This is a genomic window from Pseudomonas sp. Seg1 (assembly GCF_018326005.1).
Taxonomy (GTDB): Bacteria; Pseudomonadota; Gammaproteobacteria; order Pseudomonadales; family Pseudomonadaceae; genus Aquipseudomonas.
Genome location: NZ_AP021903.1, coordinates 6,032,825 through 6,052,264 on the forward strand (window position 1 = coordinate 6,032,825; position 19,440 = coordinate 6,052,264).

At 59.7% G+C, this 19,440-nt stretch carries 19 protein-coding genes; 13 read left to right on the plus strand and 6 right to left on the minus strand.

Features of this window, described 5'->3' with window-relative positions; genetic code table 11:
• Window positions 1-144 precede the first annotated feature (144 nt).
• The 3 genes from dgcA to KI231_RS27145 all read right to left on the minus strand — a co-directional run bounded on the left by dgcA (window position 145) and on the right by KI231_RS27145 (window position 3,807).
• Window positions 145-2,205, minus strand: a complete 2,061-nt coding sequence (gene dgcA, locus KI231_RS27135; protein WP_213026794.1) for a dimethylglycine demethylation protein DgcA — start codon at window positions 2,203-2,205, stop codon at window positions 145-147.
• A gap of 15 nt (window positions 2,206-2,220) precedes the next feature.
• Window positions 2,221-2,751, minus strand: a complete 531-nt coding sequence (locus KI231_RS27140) for a DUF5943 domain-containing protein (RefSeq protein WP_005792152.1) — start codon at window positions 2,749-2,751, stop codon at window positions 2,221-2,223.
• A gap of 78 nt (window positions 2,752-2,829) precedes the next feature.
• Window positions 2,830-3,807, minus strand: a complete 978-nt coding sequence (locus KI231_RS27145) for a dipeptidase (protein ID WP_007962626.1) — start codon at window positions 3,805-3,807, stop codon at window positions 2,830-2,832.
• A gap of 233 nt (window positions 3,808-4,040) precedes the next feature.
• Between KI231_RS27145 and KI231_RS27150 the strand changes: the two genes are divergently transcribed.
• The 4 genes from KI231_RS27150 (at window position 4,041) to KI231_RS27165 (ending at window position 5,662) form a co-directional block, all read left to right on the plus strand.
• Window positions 4,041-4,442, plus strand: a complete 402-nt coding sequence (locus KI231_RS27150; protein ID WP_213026795.1) for a lysozyme inhibitor LprI family protein — start codon at window positions 4,041-4,043, stop codon at window positions 4,440-4,442.
• 212 nt (window positions 4,443-4,654) lie between these two features.
• Window positions 4,655-4,909: a type II toxin-antitoxin system RelE family toxin gene (locus tag KI231_RS27155; RefSeq protein ID WP_213026796.1), complete on the plus strand. Its 255-nt coding sequence runs from the start codon at window positions 4,655-4,657 to the stop codon at window positions 4,907-4,909.
• Entirely contained in the window at window positions 4,893-5,216 is a 324-nt protein-coding gene (locus KI231_RS27160) for a helix-turn-helix domain-containing protein (protein WP_103304487.1), read from the plus strand. The genes KI231_RS27155 and KI231_RS27160 overlap by 17 nt, the downstream gene beginning before the upstream one ends.
• A gap of 29 nt (window positions 5,217-5,245) precedes the next feature.
• Window positions 5,246-5,662: a DUF3010 family protein gene (locus tag KI231_RS27165; RefSeq protein WP_213026797.1), complete on the plus strand. Its 417-nt coding sequence runs from the start codon at window positions 5,246-5,248 to the stop codon at window positions 5,660-5,662.
• Window positions 5,663-5,804: 142 nt separating this feature from the next.
• On the opposite strand, the gene KI231_RS27170 is transcribed toward KI231_RS27165, so the two are convergent.
• Complete coding sequence (locus tag KI231_RS27170) at window positions 5,805-6,749, minus strand: GlxA family transcriptional regulator (protein ID WP_103304490.1); 945 nt, start codon at window positions 6,747-6,749, stop codon at window positions 5,805-5,807.
• 192 nt (window positions 6,750-6,941) lie between these two features.
• On the opposite strand from KI231_RS27170, the gene KI231_RS27175 reads away from it, so the two are divergent.
• From KI231_RS27175 to KI231_RS27200, 6 genes are all read left to right on the plus strand, one after another.
• Window positions 6,942-7,886 (plus strand): choline ABC transporter substrate-binding protein, encoded by a 945-nt coding sequence (locus KI231_RS27175; RefSeq protein WP_213026798.1) that lies wholly within the window; start codon window positions 6,942-6,944, stop codon window positions 7,884-7,886.
• Between the two features lie 119 nt (window positions 7,887-8,005).
• A complete protein-coding gene (cdhC, locus tag KI231_RS27180; RefSeq protein ID WP_213026799.1) occupies window positions 8,006-8,893 on the plus strand; it encodes a 3-dehydrocarnitine:acetyl-CoA trimethylamine transferase CdhC in 888 nt (295 codons plus the stop codon).
• 172 nt (window positions 8,894-9,065) lie between these two features.
• Window positions 9,066-10,031: an L-carnitine dehydrogenase gene (locus KI231_RS27185; protein ID WP_213026800.1), complete on the plus strand. Its 966-nt coding sequence runs from the start codon at window positions 9,066-9,068 to the stop codon at window positions 10,029-10,031.
• A gap of 224 nt (window positions 10,032-10,255) precedes the next feature.
• Window positions 10,256-10,732 (plus strand): thioesterase family protein, encoded by a 477-nt coding sequence (locus tag KI231_RS27190; RefSeq protein ID WP_213026801.1) that lies wholly within the window; start codon window positions 10,256-10,258, stop codon window positions 10,730-10,732.
• Between the two features lie 24 nt (window positions 10,733-10,756).
• Window positions 10,757-11,920 carry a gamma-butyrobetaine dioxygenase gene (locus KI231_RS27195; protein WP_213026802.1) on the plus strand — a complete coding sequence of 388 codons (1,164 nt, stop codon included), beginning with the start codon at window positions 10,757-10,759 and terminating at the stop codon, window positions 11,918-11,920.
• 392 nt (window positions 11,921-12,312) lie between these two features.
• A complete protein-coding gene (locus KI231_RS27200; protein WP_103304375.1) occupies window positions 12,313-12,576 on the plus strand; it encodes a hypothetical protein in 264 nt (87 codons plus the stop codon).
• Window positions 12,577-12,688: 112 nt separating this feature from the next.
• Here KI231_RS27200 and gbdR read toward each other — a convergent pair whose 3' ends face one another.
• Both gbdR and KI231_RS27210 read right to left on the minus strand, forming a co-directional pair.
• Window positions 12,689-13,792: a choline metabolism transcriptional regulator GbdR gene (gene gbdR / locus KI231_RS27205; RefSeq protein WP_007949927.1), complete on the minus strand. Its 1,104-nt coding sequence runs from the start codon at window positions 13,790-13,792 to the stop codon at window positions 12,689-12,691.
• Between the two features lie 604 nt (window positions 13,793-14,396).
• Window positions 14,397-15,773 carry an L-serine ammonia-lyase gene (locus KI231_RS27210; protein ID WP_213026803.1) on the minus strand — a complete coding sequence of 459 codons (1,377 nt, stop codon included), beginning with the start codon at window positions 15,771-15,773 and terminating at the stop codon, window positions 14,397-14,399.
• A 436-nt stretch (window positions 15,774-16,209) separates the two neighbouring features.
• Here KI231_RS27210 and KI231_RS27215 point away from each other — a divergent pair, with 436 nt between their 5' ends.
• The 3 genes from KI231_RS27215 to choV all read left to right on the plus strand — a co-directional run bounded on the left by KI231_RS27215 (window position 16,210) and on the right by choV (window position 19,241).
• Complete coding sequence (locus KI231_RS27215; protein ID WP_213026804.1) at window positions 16,210-17,154, plus strand: choline ABC transporter substrate-binding protein; 945 nt, start codon at window positions 16,210-16,212, stop codon at window positions 17,152-17,154.
• A gap of 66 nt (window positions 17,155-17,220) precedes the next feature.
• Entirely contained in the window at window positions 17,221-18,066 is an 846-nt protein-coding gene (gene choW, locus KI231_RS27220) for a choline ABC transporter permease subunit (RefSeq protein WP_103304244.1), read from the plus strand.
• Complete coding sequence (choV, locus tag KI231_RS27225; RefSeq protein WP_213026805.1) at window positions 18,063-19,241, plus strand: choline ABC transporter ATP-binding protein; 1,179 nt, start codon at window positions 18,063-18,065, stop codon at window positions 19,239-19,241. Before choW ends, choV begins: the two co-directional genes overlap by 4 nt.
• Window positions 19,242-19,440: the final 199 nt, after the last annotated feature.

Sequence of the window (19,440 nt, forward strand, 5' to 3'; positions counted from 1 at the left end):
CGCAGGGTCTTGCAGGTCGAGTTGCCTTACTCGGTCACTGTGGGAGCGGGCTTGCCCGCGATTGCATTCTGTCAGTCACAGTTGCATTGACTGACCCTCCGCTATCGCGGGCAAGCCCGCTCCCACAGGGTCATGTGCAAGCCTTTAGAAGTCTTTACACAGTCTGAGTGCGTCATAAATCGCGGCGTGGGTATTACGCTGCGCCACGCAGTCACCGATGCGGAACAGCAAGTAACCGTCACCCGTGGTGCTCAGCGACGGCTGCGGCTTGATCGCGAACAGTGCGTCAATTTCGATCTGGCCCTTGTTGCGCGAACCGTCCTTGAGCCCGTAATACAGCTCTTCGTCCGGACGCACGCCGTTCTCCACTACCACCTGATCGACTACCCGCTCCTCTTTGGCGCCGGTGTATTCGTTCTCCAGCACCGCCACCAACTTGTCGCCCTCGCGGTAGACCTTCTCCAGCATCATGTCGCCGGTCATGATCACTTCTTTCGGGTACATGCTGCGGTAGTAGGTCGGGAACGACGTACCACCGATGGCCACGCCCGGTTTGATGTCGTCGGTGACGATCTCGACCTGGCTGCCCTTGTCGGCGAGGAAGTCGGCAACCGACATCCCGGTGAACTCACAAATGGTGTCGTAGACCAAGACGTTCTTGCCCGGCGCGACCTTGCCGTCGAGCACGTCCCAACTGCTGACCACCAGCCCTTCGGCGGCGCCCCAGTGTTCGTTCTGCTCAAGGAACGGATGACCGCCCACCGCCAGCACCACCACGTCCGGACGCAAGTCCATGATGGTCGCGATATCTGCCGCCGTGCCCAGACGCAGGTCGACTTTCAGCCGCGCCAGCTCCAGCTGGAACCAGCGGGTGATACCGGCGATCTGGTCACGTTGCGGCGCTTTCGACGCGGTGGTGATTTGGCCGCCGATGAATTCTTTCTTCTCGAACAGCGTCACGTCGTGGCCACGCTCGGCCGACACACGCGCCGCTTCCATGCCCGCCGGCCCAGCACCGACGATCACCACTTTGCGTTTCACACCAGTGGATTTCTCGATGATGTGCGGCACGCCCATGTATTCACGGGAGGTCGCGGCGTTCTGGATGCACAGCACATCCAGCCCCTGATACTGGCGATCGATGCAGTAGTTGGCGCCGACGCACTGTTTGATCTGGTCGACCTGGCCCATCTTGATCTTGGCGATCAGGTGCGGGTCAGCGATGTGCGCGCGGGTCATGCCGACCATGTCGACGTAACCGCCCTCCAGAATGCGCGTGGCCTGGTTCGGGTCCTTGATGTTCTGCGCGTGCAGCACCGGTGCCTTGACCACTTCCTTGATTCCGGCAGCCAAGTGCAGAAACGGCTCCGGTGGATAACTCATGTTGGGGATAACGTTGGCCAGGGTGTTGTGGGTGTCGCACCCCGAACCGACCACGCCGATGAAGTCGATCATGCCGGTGTCGTCGTAATACTTGGCGATCTGTTTCATGTCCTCGTGGGACAAACCGTCCGGGTGGAACTCGTCACCGCACAGACGGATGCCGACACAGAAATCGTCGCCGACTTCCTTGCGCACAGCCTTGAGCACTTCCAGACCGAAACGCATGCGGTTCTCGAAGCTGCCGCCCCATTCGTCGGTGCGTTTGTTGACCCGTGGGCTCCAGAACTGGTCGATCATGTGCTGGTGCACGGCGGACAGCTCAACACCGTCGAGACCACCGGCCTTGGCCCGCGCCGCAGCGGTGGCGTAGTTGCCGATCACCCGCCAGATTTCTTCCGGCTCGATGGTTTTGCAAGTCGCGCGGTGCACTGGTTCACGGATGCCCGACGGCGACAGCAGGGTCGGCCAGTGCTCGCCGTCCCAGCGCGAGCGGCGGCCCATGTGAGTAATCTGGATCATGATCTTGGCGCCATGCTTGTGCATGGCGTCGGCCAGATTCTGGAAGTGCGGGATGATCCGGTCATCCGCCAGGTTCACCGATTTCCACCAGCCTTGCGGGCTGTCGATGGCCACACTGGAAGAACCGCCGCAAATCGCCAGGCCGATGCCGCCCTTGGCTTTCTCTTCGTAGTATTTGACGTAGCGGTCGGTGGTCATGCCGCCGTCGGTCGCGTAGACCTCGGCGTGCGCGGTACTGAGCACGCGGTTGCGGATGGTCAGTTTGCCGATCTGGATCGGCTGGAACATTGCTTCGAAAGCCATGGCGGGTTCCTCGACTTACAACGGCTTGACGGTGAACAGGCCGTCGTCGTGGCCTTCTTCGGAGCCACCGTAGACTTGCTCGGCAACCGTGCGAATCTTGCTGCCGCGCGCTTCAAGTATCTGATCCATGGCACCGGCAAACCAGCCGGTGAACATGTAGTCGACCTTGCGCCCGACCTTGCCGTAGACGTAGACGAACGCCGAGTGTTCGAGCTTGACGCTGGCGGTGCCTTTGTCGAGGTCGATGTCCTGGATCTTGAATAGGCCCCAGCCGCGTTGCGACAAGCGCTTCATGTAGTGTTCGAACACCGCGACGCCTTCCAGGCCGTGGCATTCGGCTTCTTTTTCACACCAGTGCCAGGCGGACTTGTAGCCGGCCTTGTAGAGGATTTCGGCGTAGGCGTCGGCGCCCAGCACTTCCTCGATGCCCATGTGGTTATTCACGAAGAAGTGGCGTGGCACGTAGAGCATCGGCAGGGCGTCGGAGGTCCAGACACCGGTTTCGCTGTCGACTTCGATTGGCAATTGCGGGGCGATCTTGGCCATGGAAACTTAACTCCAGAAAATTTGGTTTGTTACCCCCGGCGCGGACGGCCGGGGGAAAGGATTCAGAAGTGCGGTGGCTTATTCGCCCCAAACATCTTTCAAGACGTTGACCCAGTTCTCGCCCATGATCTTGCGCACGACGCGCTCGGAGTGGCCGCGCTTGAGCAGGGTTTCGGTCAGGTTCGGGAACTCGCCGACGGTGCGGATGCCCAGCGGGTTGATGATCTTGCCGAAGCTGGTCAGACGACGGGCGTAGCCCTTGTCGTGGGTCAGGTATTCGAAGAAGTCCTGACCGTGACCCTGGGTGAAGTCGGTGCCGATGCCGATGGCGTCTTCGCCGACAATATTCATGGTGTATTCGATGGCTTCGGCGTAGTCGTCGATGGTCGAATCGATGCCCTTGGCCAGGAACGGCGCAAACATGGTCACGCCGACAAAACCGCCGTGATCAGCAATGAACTTCAATTCTGCATCGGACTTGTTGCGCGGGTGCTCCTTGAGCCCCGACGGCAGGCAGTGGGAATAGCAGACCGGTTTTTTCGATTCGAGGATGACTTCTTCCGACGTCTTGGAGCCGACGTGGGACAGGTCGCACATGACGCCGACGCGGTTCATCTCGGCAACGATTTCGCGACCGAAGCCCGACAGGCCGCCGTCACGCTCGTAGCAACCGGTGCCGACCAGGTTCTGGGTGTTGTAGCACATCTGCACGATGCCGACGCCGAGCTGCTTGAACACCTCGACATAGCCGATCTGGTCTTCAAACGCGTGGGCGTTCTGGAAGCCGAAGAGGATGCCGGTCTTGCCCTGCTCCTTGGCGCGACGGATGTCGGCGGTGGTGCGCACCGGCATCACCAGGTCGCTGTTCTCGCGGATCAGCTTCTGGCTGGCAGCGATGTTGTTCACGGTCGCCTGAAAGCCTTCCCACACCGACACAGTGCAGTTGGCCGCCGTCAGACCGCCCTTGCGCATGTCTTCGAACAGCTCGCGGTTCCATTTGGCAATGATCAGACCGTCGATAACGATGCTGTCGGCGTGTAATTCGGCTGGGCTCATCAGGCGTCCCCTTATTGGCGATTCATGCGCCGAATCGTCTGCCGGCGCTTTGGGGCCAGCATATGCCTCGGTGCCCGGGCGCCCGGGTGCAAAAACGACAGGGGAATTGCCGAAAGCGTCAATCCGCGACAAAGGGTCGCCAGGCGCTCCGATCAGCTACCTGTTCAAGCCCGCCAGCTTGAGCCAGAATCTGGCGCATCTTGGATACACCACTGGATTAGAGCGGCGACAACATGAAATCGATCTTCCTGGCCCTGGCACTGATTGCGACCGGCGTACACGCCGCCGAAGAGACCGACAACAACCCGTGCGACGCGGTGGAAAACGACGTCCAGACCTTGGAATGCTCGACCTACAGCCGCACCACCGCCGAGGATTTGCTCAAGGACAACTACGCCAGCCTCGCCGAGCGCATGCAGGCCACCTACGGCAAAAACGCCGCGCAACTGGCGGATATCACCGCCAAACTCAAAACCGCCCAGCAGCAGTGGCTGAAGACACGGGATGCGGATTGCGCGGTGGAGGCGTTCCCGGCGACGGCGGGGAGCAAGGCCTTCACGATTGCGCAGAATGACTGCGTGGCGCGGATGAGTGATGAACGGTCGGAGTTTTTGGAGTCGATTGGGCAGGAATAGTCCTAAAAATTTGAAGGAAAATTGGCACTGCTTTCTGCAATTGCCTCGTGAATCTCTTCTTCTTACGGCACATGCCGACTTCGCCTACACCTATTGCGTGAAAGCCCCGATCTACGGGCGCTTCACGCAATATCCTGACAACTGTTCTTGATTGGCCACCTTAAAAATATAAGCAAAGACTCGCGAATCTTATAAAAGACTTATATTCTTCCATGAACAGCATCCACTGGACACGAAAGGCCGTTAAGCAACTCTTGAAATTGCACTCTGTGCATCAGGTACAGGTTCGAGATGCCGTTACGGCGCTTGCCGACATGCCTGATATGGGCAATGTCAAAGCACTGATTGGCCATGACTACTCCTACCGCCTGCGTGTCGGTAATTATCGAGTCATGTTCGACTGGGATGGCGCAATCAAAGTGGTCAGTATTCAAGAGGTCAAGAAACGCGATGAACGCACCTACTGACATCCAAATCATCAACGACGCCGAGGGCAACCCCGCCTTCGTCGTCATTCCCTACGCGCAGTACGTTGCGCAAAAAATGCAGCCCGACCTGATTCCCCATGAGGTCGTCAGCCGGATGGTCGATGGGGCAACACCGATCCGTGCCTGGCGCGAGCACCTGAATCTGACACAGGAAGAAGTCGCCAAACGCATGGGCATTTCGCAACCGGCGTTTGCCCAGCAGGAAACAGTCGCCAAGCCTCGCAAGGCCACGCGCGAGAAAATTGCAGCAGCCTTCGGCATCACAGCCAATCAGCTTGAACTGTAAGCTGCCCTCTTCACTTGAAGGAATTCCCCATGAACATCTGCGGCATCGAAATCAAAGGCAGCGAAGCGATCATCGCCGTGGCCGCTCTCGACGGTTCGACCCTGAGTCACGTCGCCCTCAGCACCAAGAAAATCGCCCTCGACGATGACGACGAGGCGGCCAACGTCAAACGCTTCGCAGCGCAGGTTGCTTCGTTTGTGCGCGAGCATTCGATTGATCGGATTGCGATCAAGAAGCGCAGCAAGAAGGGTGAATTTGCCGGTGGGCCGACGACGTTCAAGATTGAGGGGGTGTTTCAGTTGCTGGATGGGTGTGAGGTGACGTTGTTGTCGCCGCAGACGATCAATGCGCAGGCCAAGAAGCACAATTTCGAGCTGCCGGGGACGCTGAACAAGTATCAGCATGAGGCGTACAAGGCGGCGTGTTCGGCGTTGGTGAAGAAGTAACCCGATTCCCGACATCACACGGAACCTGTGGGAGCGGGCTTGCCCGCGATGGCGGTGTGTCAGGCAATGACAATGTTGGATGTGCTGGCCTTATCGCGGGCAAGCCCGCTCCCACAGGGTTCTATAGCGTTACTGAAGCCGTTCAGGCTTGGGCGGTGCGGCGGTCTTCACGGGGGCAGCGCGCAAAGCGGGCGCGATAGCTACGGGTGAAGTACGACGGCGATTCAAACCCGCAGGCGATGCTGACTTCCAGCACGCTCATGTCAGTCTGACGCAGCAGCTGCCGGGCCTTTTCCAGTCTCAGACGCAGATAGAAATTACTCGGTGTGTCGTTCAAATGCAGCCGAAACAAACGCTCAAGCTGCCGCCGCGTCACCTTGATCGATTCCGCCAGTTGCAGCGTGGTCAACGGCGGCTCGCTGTGTTGCTCCATCTCGCCAATCACCTGCACCAGTTTCTTGTTATTGATGCCGTAGCGCGTGGCGACTTCCATGCGCTGGTGGTCCTTGCGCGGGCGGATCCGTCCCAATACGAACTGCTCGCTGACCTGAATCGCCAGTTGCGGGCCGTGGGCCTGGGCGATCAGGTCGAGCATCAAATCGATGGAGGCGGTACCGCCGGCCGAGGTGATGCGCCGGCGGTCAATCTCGAACAGTTCCTGGGTCACACTGAGCTGTGGATAAGATTCCTTGAAGGCATCGATGGCTTCCCAGTGCAGGGTCAGGCGATGGCCATCGAGCAAACCGGCCTCGGCGAGCACGAAACTACCGGTATCGATGGCGCCGAGGGTGACGCCTTCGTTATCCAGCCGCCGCAGCCAATGTTCCAGCGTCGGCGTGGCGCACTTCAGCGGTTCGAACCCGGCCACCACCAACAGCGTCGCACCTTTCTTCAAAGGTTCCAGCGCCGCATCGGCGTTGACCGACATGCCATTGCTCGCCAGCACCGCCCCGCCATCGGCACTGAGCACATGCCAGCGGTACAACTCGCCACGAAAACGGTTGGCCACGCGCAGCGGTTCAATCGCAGAGATAAAGCCAATGGCGGAGAACCCCGGCATCAGCAAGAAGTAGAAGTCCTGGGACATGGGCGCACTCGGTTGGCGGGTAGCGTGGAATGTTGATACGCCAGTTGTCTTCGGCATTCAAGAGCACAGGTCGCTACAGTGCAAATGCCAGTCGCCGCAGTGCGCTTTCAAAGGCACACAGCTGCGTAACTTTGCATCACCGGCGCATCAGACGCCGGGAACCACAATAAACGACCTGCCGAGGAACCCGACATGAAACGACTGATCAGCAGCTGTGTTCTTGCACTCAGCGGTACCGCTTTCTTGAGCGCCAGCGTCATGGCGGCCGAACCCGCGTCTTGCCAGAACGTACGCATGGGCGTGGTCAACTGGACCGACGTGATCGCCACCAGTGCCATGACCCAGGTCCTGCTCGACGGCCTCGGCTACAACACCAAACAAACCAGCGCGTCCCAGCAAATCATCTTCGCCGGTATCCGTGACCAGCGGCTGGACCTGTTCCTCGGCTACTGGAACCCGCTGATGACCCAGACCATCACCCCGTTCGTCGACGCCAATCAGGTCAAAGTCCTCGAAGCACCGAGCCTGAAAGACGCCCGCGCCACCCTCGCCGTGCCGACCTATCTGGCCGACAAGGGCCTGAAAACCTTCGCCGACATCGCCAAATTCGAGAAAGAACTGGGCGGCAAGATCTACGGTATCGAGCCGGGCTCGGGCGCCAACACGCAGATCAAGGCGATGATCAGCAAGAACCAGTTCGGCCTCGGCAAATTCCAGCTGGTTGAATCCAGCGAAGCCGGGATGCTCGCCGCCGTTGATCGCGCCGTGCGCCGCAAGGAGGCCGTGGTGTTCTTCGGCTGGGCGCCGCACCCGATGAACGTCAACGTAAAAATGACCTACCTCACCGGCAGCGATGACGCCCTTGGCCCGAACGAAGGCATGGCCACGGTGTGGACGGTCACTGCGCCGAAATACGCCGAACAGTGCCCGAACGTCGGCCGCCTGCTGAGCAACCTGACGTTCACCGCCGAAGACGAGAGCCGGATGATGCAGCCGCTGCTTGATCACAAGGACGCCTTTGAGTCGGCCAAGCAATGGCTCAAGGATCACCCGGAAGACAAGCAGCGCTGGCTTGACGGTGTAACCACATTCGACGGCAAACCGGCCGCTGAAAATCTCCAGCTGACCAGCAAATAATCCCCCGATTGGAAAGCCCCTCACCCTGACCCTCTCCCTGAGGAGAGGGAACCGGACGAAGCTTCGCAACCCCGAAATGGGCTGCGGACAGACCCATCACGCCTGAAGGAAACCGCACCATGAACCACGACGTCATCATCACCTGCGCACTCACCGGTGCTGGCGACACGACCGCCAAGAGCCCCCACGTGCCGGTAACCCCGAAACAAATCGCGGCGGCGGCGGTGGAAGCGGCCAAGGCTGGCGCCACCGTTGTGCATTGCCATGTGCGCGATCCGCAGACCGGCAAGTTCAGCCGTGACGTGGCGCTGTACCGCGAAGTGATGGAGCGCATCCGCGAGGCCGACGTCGACATCATCGTCAACCTCACCGCCGGCATGGGTGGCGACCTGGAGATCGGTGCCGGCGAGAACCCGATGGAGTTCGGCCCGAACACCGACTTGGTCGGCCCGCTGACCCGCCTGGCCCATGTTGAACAACTGCTGCCGGAAATCTGCACTCTCGATTGCGGCACGCTGAATTTCGGCGATGGCGACACCATTTATGTCTCCACCCCGGCGCAATTGCGCGCCGGCGCCAAGCGCATCACCGAGCTGGGCGTGAAGGCCGAGCTGGAGATTTTCGACACCGGGCACCTGTGGTTCGCCAAGCAGATGATCAAGGAAGGCTTGCTCGACAACCCGCTGTTCCAGTTGTGCCTGGGCATCCCGTGGGGCGCGCCGGCCGACACCACCACCATGAAAGCCATGGTCGACAACCTGCCCGCCGATGCGGTGTGGGCCGGGTTCGGCATTGGCCGCATGCAGATGCCGATGGCCGCGCAAGCAGTCCTGCTCGGCGGCAACGTGCGGGTCGGGCTGGAAGACAACCTGTGGCTGGACAAGGGCGTGCTGGCAACCAACGGCCAACTGGTCGAACGCGCCACCGAGATCCTCAGCCGCTTGGGCGCCCGGGTACTGACCCCGGCGGAAGGTCGCAAGAAAATGGGCCTGACCCAGCGCGGTTAACCCTACATCTATTCCCTTTGGGAACCGGAATTGTGGCGAGGGGATTTATCCCCGTTCGGCTGCGCAGCAGTCGCAAAATTCTTGGGGCCGCTGCGCGACCCAACGGGGATAAATCCCCTCGCCACAAGAACCGGTTTCACACGGGATCACCGAATATTTTCAGGAATTCGCCATGAGCTTTATCACCAACATCAAAACATTCGCCGCCCTCGGCAGCGGTGTCATCGGCAGCGGCTGGGTGGCCCGTGCCCTCGCCCATGGCCTCGACGTGGTGGCCTGGGACCCGGCGCCCGGCGCTGAAGCGGCACTGCGCAAACGCGTAGCCAATGCCTGGGGTGCGCTGGAGAAAAACGGTCTGGCGCCCGGCGCCTCGCAGGATCGTCTGCGTTTTGTCGCGACCATCGAAGAGTGCGTCTGTGATGCCGATTTCATTCAGGAAAGCGCCCCGGAACGACTGGAGCTGAAACTCGATCTGCACAGCAAAATCAGCGCGGCGGCCAAGGCCGATGCGCTGATTGGTTCGAGCACTTCGGGTCTGCTGCCGAGCGAGTTCTACGAGAGTTCGACGCATCCAGAGCGCTGCGTGGTCGGTCACCCGTTCAACCCGGTTTATCTGCTGCCATTGGTCGAAGTCGTGGGTGGCAAGAACACCGCGCCGGAAGCTATTCAGGCAGCGATGAAAGTCTACGAATCCCTCGGCATGCGCCCGTTGCACGTACGCAAGGAAGTGCCCGGTTTCATCGCCGACCGTTTGCTCGAAGCGCTGTGGCGTGAGGCGCTGCATCTGGTCAACGACGGCGTGGCGACTACCGGTGAAATCGACGATGCGATCCGCTTTGGCGCCGGTTTGCGCTGGTCGTTCATGGGCACGTTTCTGACTTACACGCTGGCCGGTGGTGATGCCGGTATGCGCCACTTCATGTCGCAATTCGGTCCGGCCTTGCAGTTGCCGTGGACGTATCTGCCGGCGCCCGAGCTGACGGACAAGTTGATCGATGATGTGGTGGATGGCACCAGTGAGCAGCTTGGCCGCCACAGCATTTCGGCGCTGGAGCGCTATCGTGATGATTGTTTGCTGGCGGTGCTTGAGGCGGTGAAGATCACCAAGGAAAAGCATGGCATGAGTTTCAGCGAGTAATGCGTTCGCTTCAAACCGTTGCCCTCACCCTAGCCCTCTCCCAGGGGTAGAGGGGACTGACCGCGTTGTTCATGCGAGCTACGCCGACCTGCACCACCGAGCCGAACTCCAATATTGAAAGGCCCCCGATCGGCTCCCTTTCCCCCTCTCCCCCCTGGGGGAGAGGGCTGGGGTGAGGGGGTAGCTTTTGATCTTGAAGACCACCTGACTGCCGGAACCCAATCATGCCCACCCTCACCACCTACCAAACCCGCATCATCCCCGAATGGGTCGACTACAACGGCCACCTGCGCGATGCCTTCTACCTGCTGATCTTCAGCTACGCCACCGACGCTCTGATGGATCGCCTCGGCATGGACAGCAACAACCGCGAAGCCAGCGGCAATTCGCTGTTCACCCTTGAACTGCACCTCAACTACCTGCACGAAGTGAAGCTCGATACCGACGTCGAAGTGCGCACGCAAATCATCGGCCACGACAGCAAACGCCTGCACCTCTATCACAGCCTGCACAAGGCTGGAGAGGATCAGGAACTGGCGGGCAACGAACAGATGCTGTTGCACGTTGACCTCTCAGGCCCACGCTCGACGCCTTTCAGCACGGACACCTTGAGCCATCTGCAAAGCATCGTCGCCGAGCAGCAAGACCTGCCCTCTCCCACCTACATCGGCCGCGTCATTGCCCTGCCACCCGCCCGGTAAATTCATCGATCACAAGGAGCCGCCATGCACACCGCTGCCGCTGTTGCCGATTTCCGTACTTATCCGTTGATCAGCGCGCTGAGCGGCGTGCAGAGTCTGGCGGATCGCGTTGCCATCGAGTGGGCTGACGGGCGCATCAGCCCGTTTCACCACGTCTGGCTGCGGGACAACTGTCCGTGTCAGCACTGCGTTTATAGTGTCACTCGCGAACAGGTCTTCGAAATTGTCGATGCTGTTGAAGACCTCAAGCCTGTCGCTGCACACATCGACACCGACGGCTGCCTGCGCATCGACTGGCAGGATGGCCACCTCAGTCGTTTCGATCCGGGCTGGTTGCGTGCGCATGCCTACGACGACGAATCACGCGCCGAACGTCTGGCCGCCAAGCCCAAGGCGTACCTGTGGCACAACGATCTGCAGTTGCCGGTATTCGAATATTCGGCGCTGATGAACGACAACGGCGCGTTGCTGCAATGGCTGATCGCTGTCCGCGACATCGGTCTGACCCAGGTGCGCGGCGTACCGACCGAACCGGGTTCGCTGAAGCAGATCGCGCAGCGCATTTCCTTCATTCGCGAAAGCAATTTCGGCGCGCTGTTCAACGTGCAATCCAAAGCCGACGCCGACAGTAACGCCTACACCGCTTTCAATCTGCCGCTGCACACGGATCTGCCCACCCGCGAGCTGCAACCGGGGCTGCAATTTCTGCATTGTCTGGTGAATGACGCCGAGGGTGGCGAGAGCATTTTTGTCGATGGCTTTGCGATTGCCGATGCATTGCGCAGCGAAGACCCGGCGTCGTTTCAGGCGCTATGCGAAATCCCCGTGGAGTTTCGCAACAAGGATCGCCACAGCGACTATCGGTGTCTCGCGCCGATCATCGCTTTGGATGCGCTGGGCCGGGTTGCGGAAATTCGCATGGCGAATTTTCTGCGCGGCGCGTTCGATACGTCGGTGGAGCAGATGCCGTTGCTCTATCGCGCCTATCGACGCTTGATCGCGATGACCCGCGAGCCACGGTTTCGGCTGATGCAGCGACTTAATCCGGGGGAGCTGTGGTGCTTCGATAACCGCCGCACCTTGCATGCGCGCAATGCGTTTGATCCGGCGACCGGGGCGCGGCATTTCCAGGGGTGCTACATCGATCGGGATGAGTTGTTGTCGCGGATTCTGGTGTTGCAACGCTAGACCGCGTCATCGTTCATCGCGGGCAAGCCCGCTCCCACAGGGTTCGGCGTCGAAAACAAATAATTGATCAGACCCAAAACCTGTGGGAGCTGGCTTGCCAGCGAAGGCGTCAGCAGCAACACGCCATTCTCTGGCTCACAGCCAAAAAAAGCCCCGATACAAGCCGTGACAGGATCGGGGCAGAAGCTACTGTTGAGGAGCTGCCGTGCGAGGGTGACCAAACCTTCGTGTTGCAAGCTGAGTTCAGTGTGCCCACTCCCCTCAACGACGAGTTAGCCGAAAACGACCTGTTCATAGCCGTCGCGGCCACTGCGACAAATCGCCCTTGCCGTCCCTTCCCATGCCTACCAGAATCGAGCCACGACCTCCGTTGCCGAAGAAGGATGCGCGTCATGATGTATGCCGATTTGATCGATCAGGAAGACCTGTTGGGACAGCTCAAGGCATTGGGTTTTCAGGTACCGAGTGGCTCCACAGCGGAGCAGGCCTGCGAGTGTGCAGTGCGCGGTCTGGATAATGTGCGCGCATTTGAACTGCGCAAGATGGTCAAGGATATGTACACCAGCGGCGCGAGTATTCAGCCAGCGGTGCGTCAGGCGATCGACAAACAGTTGTTGCCGGCATTGGCGCAATACCAACAGACCCACAGCGCCTGACAGGCCGCCATCGCTGGCAAGCCAGCTCCCACATTGATCCGGGCAAACACAACATTTGTGTACTGCACAGATCCTGTGGGAGCTGGCTTGCCAGCGATAGGGGCGACTCGATCTACAGCCTTACGCTGGCAAACGTCGACTCGTTACGCGCCTGACTCAACGCCGACATCGGCCCCGACAGCGGCGACATCACAATCGCCTGCGGCAGCGGCAGCATCGCCACTTGCTGGGTGGTGTTGGAACCTACGCGTTCGTCACGCGGCGGAATGCCGAAGTATTCGCGGTAGCACTTGGAGAAGTGCGGCGTCGAGACGAAACCACACACCGAAGCCACTTCGATGATCGACATCGGCGTCTGCTTGAGCAACTGCCGGGCGCGGATCAGGCGCAGCTTGAGGTAGTAGCGCGACGGCGAGCAGTGCAGGTATTTCTGGAACAGCCGCTCCAGCTGGCGACGCGATACGGCGACGTACACCGCCAGTTCGTCGAGGTCGATTGGCTCTTCGAGGTTGGCTTCCATCAGCGCGACGATTTCCTGCAACTTCGGCTGGTTGGTGCCGAGCATGTGCTTGAGCGGCACGCGCTGGTGATCCTGCTCGTTGCGGATACGTTCGTAGACAAACATTTCCGAGATCGCGGCGGACAGTTCACGGCCGTGATCGCGGCTGATCAGGTGCAGCATCATGTCCAGCGGCGCGGTGCCGCCAGAGCTGGTGAAACGGTTACGGTCGAGGGTGAACAGGCGCGTGCTCATCGCCACGCGCGGGAAAGCTTCCTGCATCGCCGCCAGACATTCCCAGTGCACGCTGCAATCGAAACCGTCGAGCAGGCCGGCGCAGGCCAAGGCCCAACTGCCGGTGCACACGGCGCCGAGGCGCTTGGACTGGCGCGCCTGGCTTTGCAGCCACGAGACGTGTTCACGGGTAACCGTGCGCTGAATGCCGATCCCGCCGCAAACAATCACGGTGTCCAAGGGCGGGGCTTTGTGCATGGAGGCATCGGGAGTGATTTGCAGACCGTCACTGGCCCACACCTGGCCGCCATCGACGGTGAGGGTGCTCCAGCGATACAGCTCACGACCGGACAATTGATTGGCCATGCGTAGCGGTTCTACCGCAGAGGCCAGGGAAATCAGCGTGAAATTGTCCAGCAGCAAAAAGCCGATGGATTGAGGCGCACGGTTCTGGGGTTGGGCCCCGGAGTTGAACGACGTCATCGCGGTATCTCCTCACACAAAGCGGGTGATGGCCTCAGGCGGAGGCTCTTGTTATTGCCGCGTGCTCATGCGGGAGACGGGCTTTGTTATGACAGAGCAATTGCCATGCCTAAAATTGAATGGCCGTTCAATAACTCCTGAAAACGACGTCGCGACGTGTCTATTCGAGACGTCCGACGAAAGGTATTTCGAAGTGCCATCAGCGTTGGTGAGAGCCCTGCTCCGTTGCCTGTGAGCAAATCGGTAGCACTTGTGGGAATGGGCTTGCGCGCGGTTGTTTCGGAGTGTCACCGCAGGCACGGGTGACGGACGGTAGCGTGTGCTGATTGCCTGTTACAGGTGGGAAAGACTCTTATCTGATTGCGACGCGCTAAAAGGTGGCGTGATTTGATTACCGTGTTCACTTGGTGAGCAGTTTTGACTGGTCCGGCCTCATCGCTGGCAAGCCAGCTCCCACAGGGATTGCTGATGCTCACAAGATTTCAGCAACACCCGACAACTTATGAGAACCAGCTCCCACAGGGATTTTCTGTGTGATCAAGATTTCTGTATCACAACAGAACCTGTGGGAGCTGGCTTGCCAGCGATTGGGGTCAACTTGGTCTTAGCACTCAACAGCACTGACCGCCAAGCCACCGCGCGATGTCTCTTTATATTTGTCATGCATGTCGGCACCGGTATCACGCATGGTACGGATCACCCGATCCAGCGAGATAAAGTGCTGACCATCGCCACGCAACGCCATTTGCGCCGCGTTGATCGCCTTCACGGCGGCAATCGCATTGCGCTCGATGCACGGCACCTGCACCAGACCGCCAACCGGATCGCAGGTCAGGCCGAGGTTGTGCTCCAGACCGATTTCTGCGGCGTTGCACAGTTGCTCCGGCGTCGCCCCGAGGATCTCCGCCAGCCCTGCCGCCGCCATCGCGCAGGCTGAACCGACCTCGCCCTGGCAGCCGACTTCGGCACCCGAGATCGAAGCGTTCTTCTTGCACAGAATCCCTACCGCCGCCGCACCGAGGAAATAGTCGACCACGTTGGCGTCGGTGACCGCTTCGCTGAACTTCATAAAGTAGTGCAACACCGCCGGGATGATCCCCGCCGCACCGTTGGTCGGCGCCGTGACCATGCGCCCGCCGGCCGCGTTCTCTTCATTAACAGCCAGGGCGAACAGATTGACCCACTCCATCGCACTCAACGTCGAGCCGATCACATTGGGCTTGTTCAATTCCTGCAGGCTGCGATGCAACTTCGCCGCGCGCCGACGCACATTCAATCCACCGGGCAGGATGCCTTCGTGCTTGAGGCCCTGCTCGACGCAGTCCTGCATCGCCCGCCACAGCTTCATCAGCCCGGCGCGGATTTCCTCTTCGCTGCGCCAGACCTTTTCGTTGGCCATCATCAATTCGGCGACGCGCAGGTTGTTCTTCTTGCACAGCTCCAGCAGCTCCACCGCGCTGGAAAAGTCATAAGGCAACTCGGTGCGATCCAGATCGACCACGCCACTGGACGCCTGCGCCTGATCCACCACGAAACCGCCGCCCACCGAATAGTAGGTGTCGTGATGCAGTTCACCGTGATCACCCTCGGCAACAATCGTCATCGCATTGGGATGGAACGGCAGATTCTCGTCGATCAGGCGCATGTCCCGTGCCCAGACAAACGGCACCGACAAACGACCATCCAATAGAAGGGTATGAGTTTCACGCAGCGCCTGAATGCGCGGGCCGATCTGCGACGGGTCGATAGCGTCCGGCCATTCGCCCATCAGGCCCATGATCACCGCGTTGTCGCTGCCGTGACCGATACCGGTGGCCGACAACGATCCGAACAATTGCACTTCTATACGACGCACCTGTTCCAGCTGGTGCTTGTCCCTTAGCGACTCGACGAACAACGCCGCGGCGCGCATCGGCCCGACGGTGTGGGAACTGGAAGGGCCGATGCCGATTTTGAACAGGTCGAAAACGCTGATAGCCATTGCTGCAGAGCTCCTGAGGATGCCGATCCGGGGCGATAAGCGCCCGCTGGCGGAGCTGCTACGCTCAAGCTGCGATCCGCCGGAATGCCCGCATCATCAGGCTTTTGTCAGGTCGCACGGCGTCTGACACCGACGCACTCATGCCCACTAACGCCGTGCCGCTTTCGTCCCCGGTTTTCGCCGTTTTTATGCGGTTCAGATGGCCAGACGGGGCCAAAAAAAGCTGTAAGCGACGTCACTGACACTGGATGCGACCATCCCTGTACTGGATACGACGCCCCCTGTAGGCGTCAGATTTTCACTGGTACATGATCGTTATGACTCGATTGCAAGGCGCCGTGGTAGAGCTGTCTCCAGAACGCCATCCAACCGCAACCTATAAGTGCGGTGGTCCACAGTCGGAACACTGCCAAAAAAAACACCAAGGAGTCCATCCATGAAAGGTTCCCCGTCGTTGTTGTTGGCCGCCATGCTGAGTCTGCCGTTACTGGCTCAAGCTGCAGAACCGGCGCAGTGCATTACCGTTAACTTCTCCGATGTCGGCTGGACCGACATCACCGCCACCACCGCTACCACCTCCGTTGTCCTCAACGCCCTCGGCTACAAGACCAAGACCACCATGATCTCCGTGCCCGTGACCTACAAGTCGCTGGCCGACGGCAAGAACATGGACGTGTTCCTCGGTAACTGGATGCCGACCATGGAGAACGACATCAAGGCTTACCGCGAAGCTGGCACCGTGGAAACCGTGCGCACCAACCTCAAGGGTGCCAAGTACACCCTCGCCGTGCCGCAAGCCCTGTATGACAAGGGTCTGCATGACTTCGCCGACATCGCCAAATTCAAGAAAGAACTCGACGGCAAGATCTACGGCATCGAGCCTGGCAACGACGGCAACCGTCTGATCCAGAGCATGATCGACAAAGACGCCTTCGGCCTGAAAACCGCCGGTTTCAAAGTCGTCGAATCCTCCGAAGCGGGCATGCTCTCGCAGGTTGACCGCGCGCAGAAACGCGACACCGCCGTGGTCTTCCTCGGCTGGGCGCCGCACCCGATGAACAAGCGCTTCAAGATTCAATACCTGACCGGTGGCGATGACTTCTTCGGCCCGGATTTCGGTGCTGCAACCGTGGCGACCAACACTCGCAAGGGCTACGCCACCGAGTGCAGCAACGTCGGTCAGTTGCTGAAAAATCTGGAGTTCACTGTCGACATGGAAAGTGAACTGATGGGCAACATCCTCGACGACAAGATGAAGCCTGACGCGGCCGCCAAGGCCTGGCTGAAAAAGAATCCACAGGTGCTCGATACCTGGCTCGCTGGCGTGACCACCATTGACGGTAAACCTGGCCTGGAGGCCGTGAAAGCCAAACTGCAGTAATCGCTTATGCCGGGGGAGCCAGCTCCCCCGGGCTGTTTATTTCCTTGCATGCGGACGTTCACTACCATGCTGATTGATCAGAAAATACCTTTAGGCCAGTACATCGCGGGCTTCGTTGAATGGTTGACGCAACACGGCGCCAGCACCTTCGACGCAATCGCCGTGACCCTGGAAACGATGATCCACGGCGTGACGTTTGCGCTGACCTGGTTCAACCCGCTGGTCTTGATCGGCCTCATCGCTCTGATTGCGCATCTGATCCAGCGCAAATGGGGATTGACCGCTTTCGTTATCGCCTCCTTCCTGCTGATCCTCAATCTGGGGTACTGGCAGGAAACCATGGAAACCCTCGCCCAGGTCATGTTCGCGACCCTGGTCTGCGTGGTCATCGGCGTGCCGTTGGGCATCGTCGCCGCGCACAAACCGATGTTCTACACGTTAATGCGTCCGGTACTCGATCTGATGCAGACCGTACCGACCTTCGTTTACCTCATTCCTACCCTGACCCTCTTCGGGCTGGGCGTGGTGCCGGGCCTGATCTCCACGGTGGTGTTCGCCATCGCTGCGCCGATCCGCCTGACCTACCTGGGCATCCGCGATGTCCCGCAAGAACTGATGGACGCCGGCAAGGCCTTCGGCTGCTCGCGTCGCCAATTGCTCTCACGGATCGAACTGCCTCACGCCATGCCGAGCATCGCTGCCGGCATCACCCAGTGCATCATGCTGTCGTTGTCGATGGTGGTGATCGCGGCACTGGTGGGCGCCGACGGACTCGGCAAACCGGTGGTCAACGCACTGAACACTGCTGATATCGCCCTGGGCTTCGAAGCAGGCCTGGCGATCGTACTGCTGGCGATCATGCTCGACCGTATCTGCAAACAACCCGACGCCAAAGTAGGGGGTGACGCATGAGCATAATTCGCTTCGAAGACGTCGACGTAATCTTCTCCAAGGATCCACGCGAGGCACTCAAGCTGCTGGATCAGGGCATGACCCGCAACGAGATCCTGAAAAAGACCGGGCAGATTGTCGGCGTGGAAAAAGCCACGCTGGACATCAATAAAGGCGAGATCTGCGTGCTGATGGGCCTCTCCGGTTCCGGCAAATCGAGCCTGCTGCGCTGCATCAACGGCCTCAACACCGTGAGCCGCGGCAAGCTGTTCGTCGAGCATGAAAACCGTCAGATCGACATTGCCTCCTGTACCCCCGCAGAGCTGAAAATGATGCGTACCAAACGCATCGCCATGGTGTTCCAGAAGTTCGCCCTGATGCCGTGGCTGACGGTGCGCGAGAACATCAGTTTCGGTCTGGAAATGCAGGGTCGCCCGGAGAAGGAACGCAAGAAACTGGTCGACGAAAAACTCGAACTGGTCGGCCTGACACAGTGGCGTAACAAGAAGCCGGATGAACTCTCCGGCGGCATGCAACAGCGCGTGGGCCTGGCGCGAGCATTGGCGATGGACGCCGACATTCTGTTGATGGACGAACCGTTTTCGGCACTCGACCCGTTGATCCGTCAGGGTCTGCAGGATGAATTGCTGGAACTGCAACGCAAGCTGAGCAAGACCATCGTCTTCGTGAGTCACGACCTTGATGAAGCGCTGAAACTCGGCAGCCGAATCGCAATCATGAAAGACGGCCGGATCATCCAGTACAGCGTGCCGGAAGAGATTGTGCTGACCCCTGCGGACGACTATGTGCGCACCTTCGTCGCGCACACCAATCCGCTCAACGTGCTCTGCGGTCGCAGCCTGATGCGCACGCTGGACAAGTGCAAACGCATCAACGGTTCGGTGTGTCTGGATCCGGGCGGCGACTCGTGGCTGGACCTGGCCGAAGGCAACACCATCAAGGGTGCGCGGCAGAACGGTTCGGTACTGAACCTGCAGAACTGGGCGCCGGGGCAAGCGGTGGAAGGGCTGGAGCGCAAGCCAACGCTGGTGGATTCGAATATCGGCATGCGTGATGCGTTGCAGATTCGTTATCAGACCGGCAACAAACTGGTGCTGCACGATAACAATCATGTGGTGGGGATCTTGGGCGACAGTGAGCTGTATCACGCGTTGCTGGGCAAGAACCTGGGGTAAGAACCCCGGACACAAAAACGCCGCGAGAGGATCGCGGCGTTTTTGTTAGTGCAGATTATTCCGCTGCAAACAGAGAACCTGTGGTGAGGGGATTTATCCCCGATGGGCTGCGGAGCAGTCCCCAGCCGGCAACTGCGATATCCAGATAAATCGCGATCGCAGGTTTCAGGGCCGCTTCGCGACCCATCGGGGATAAATC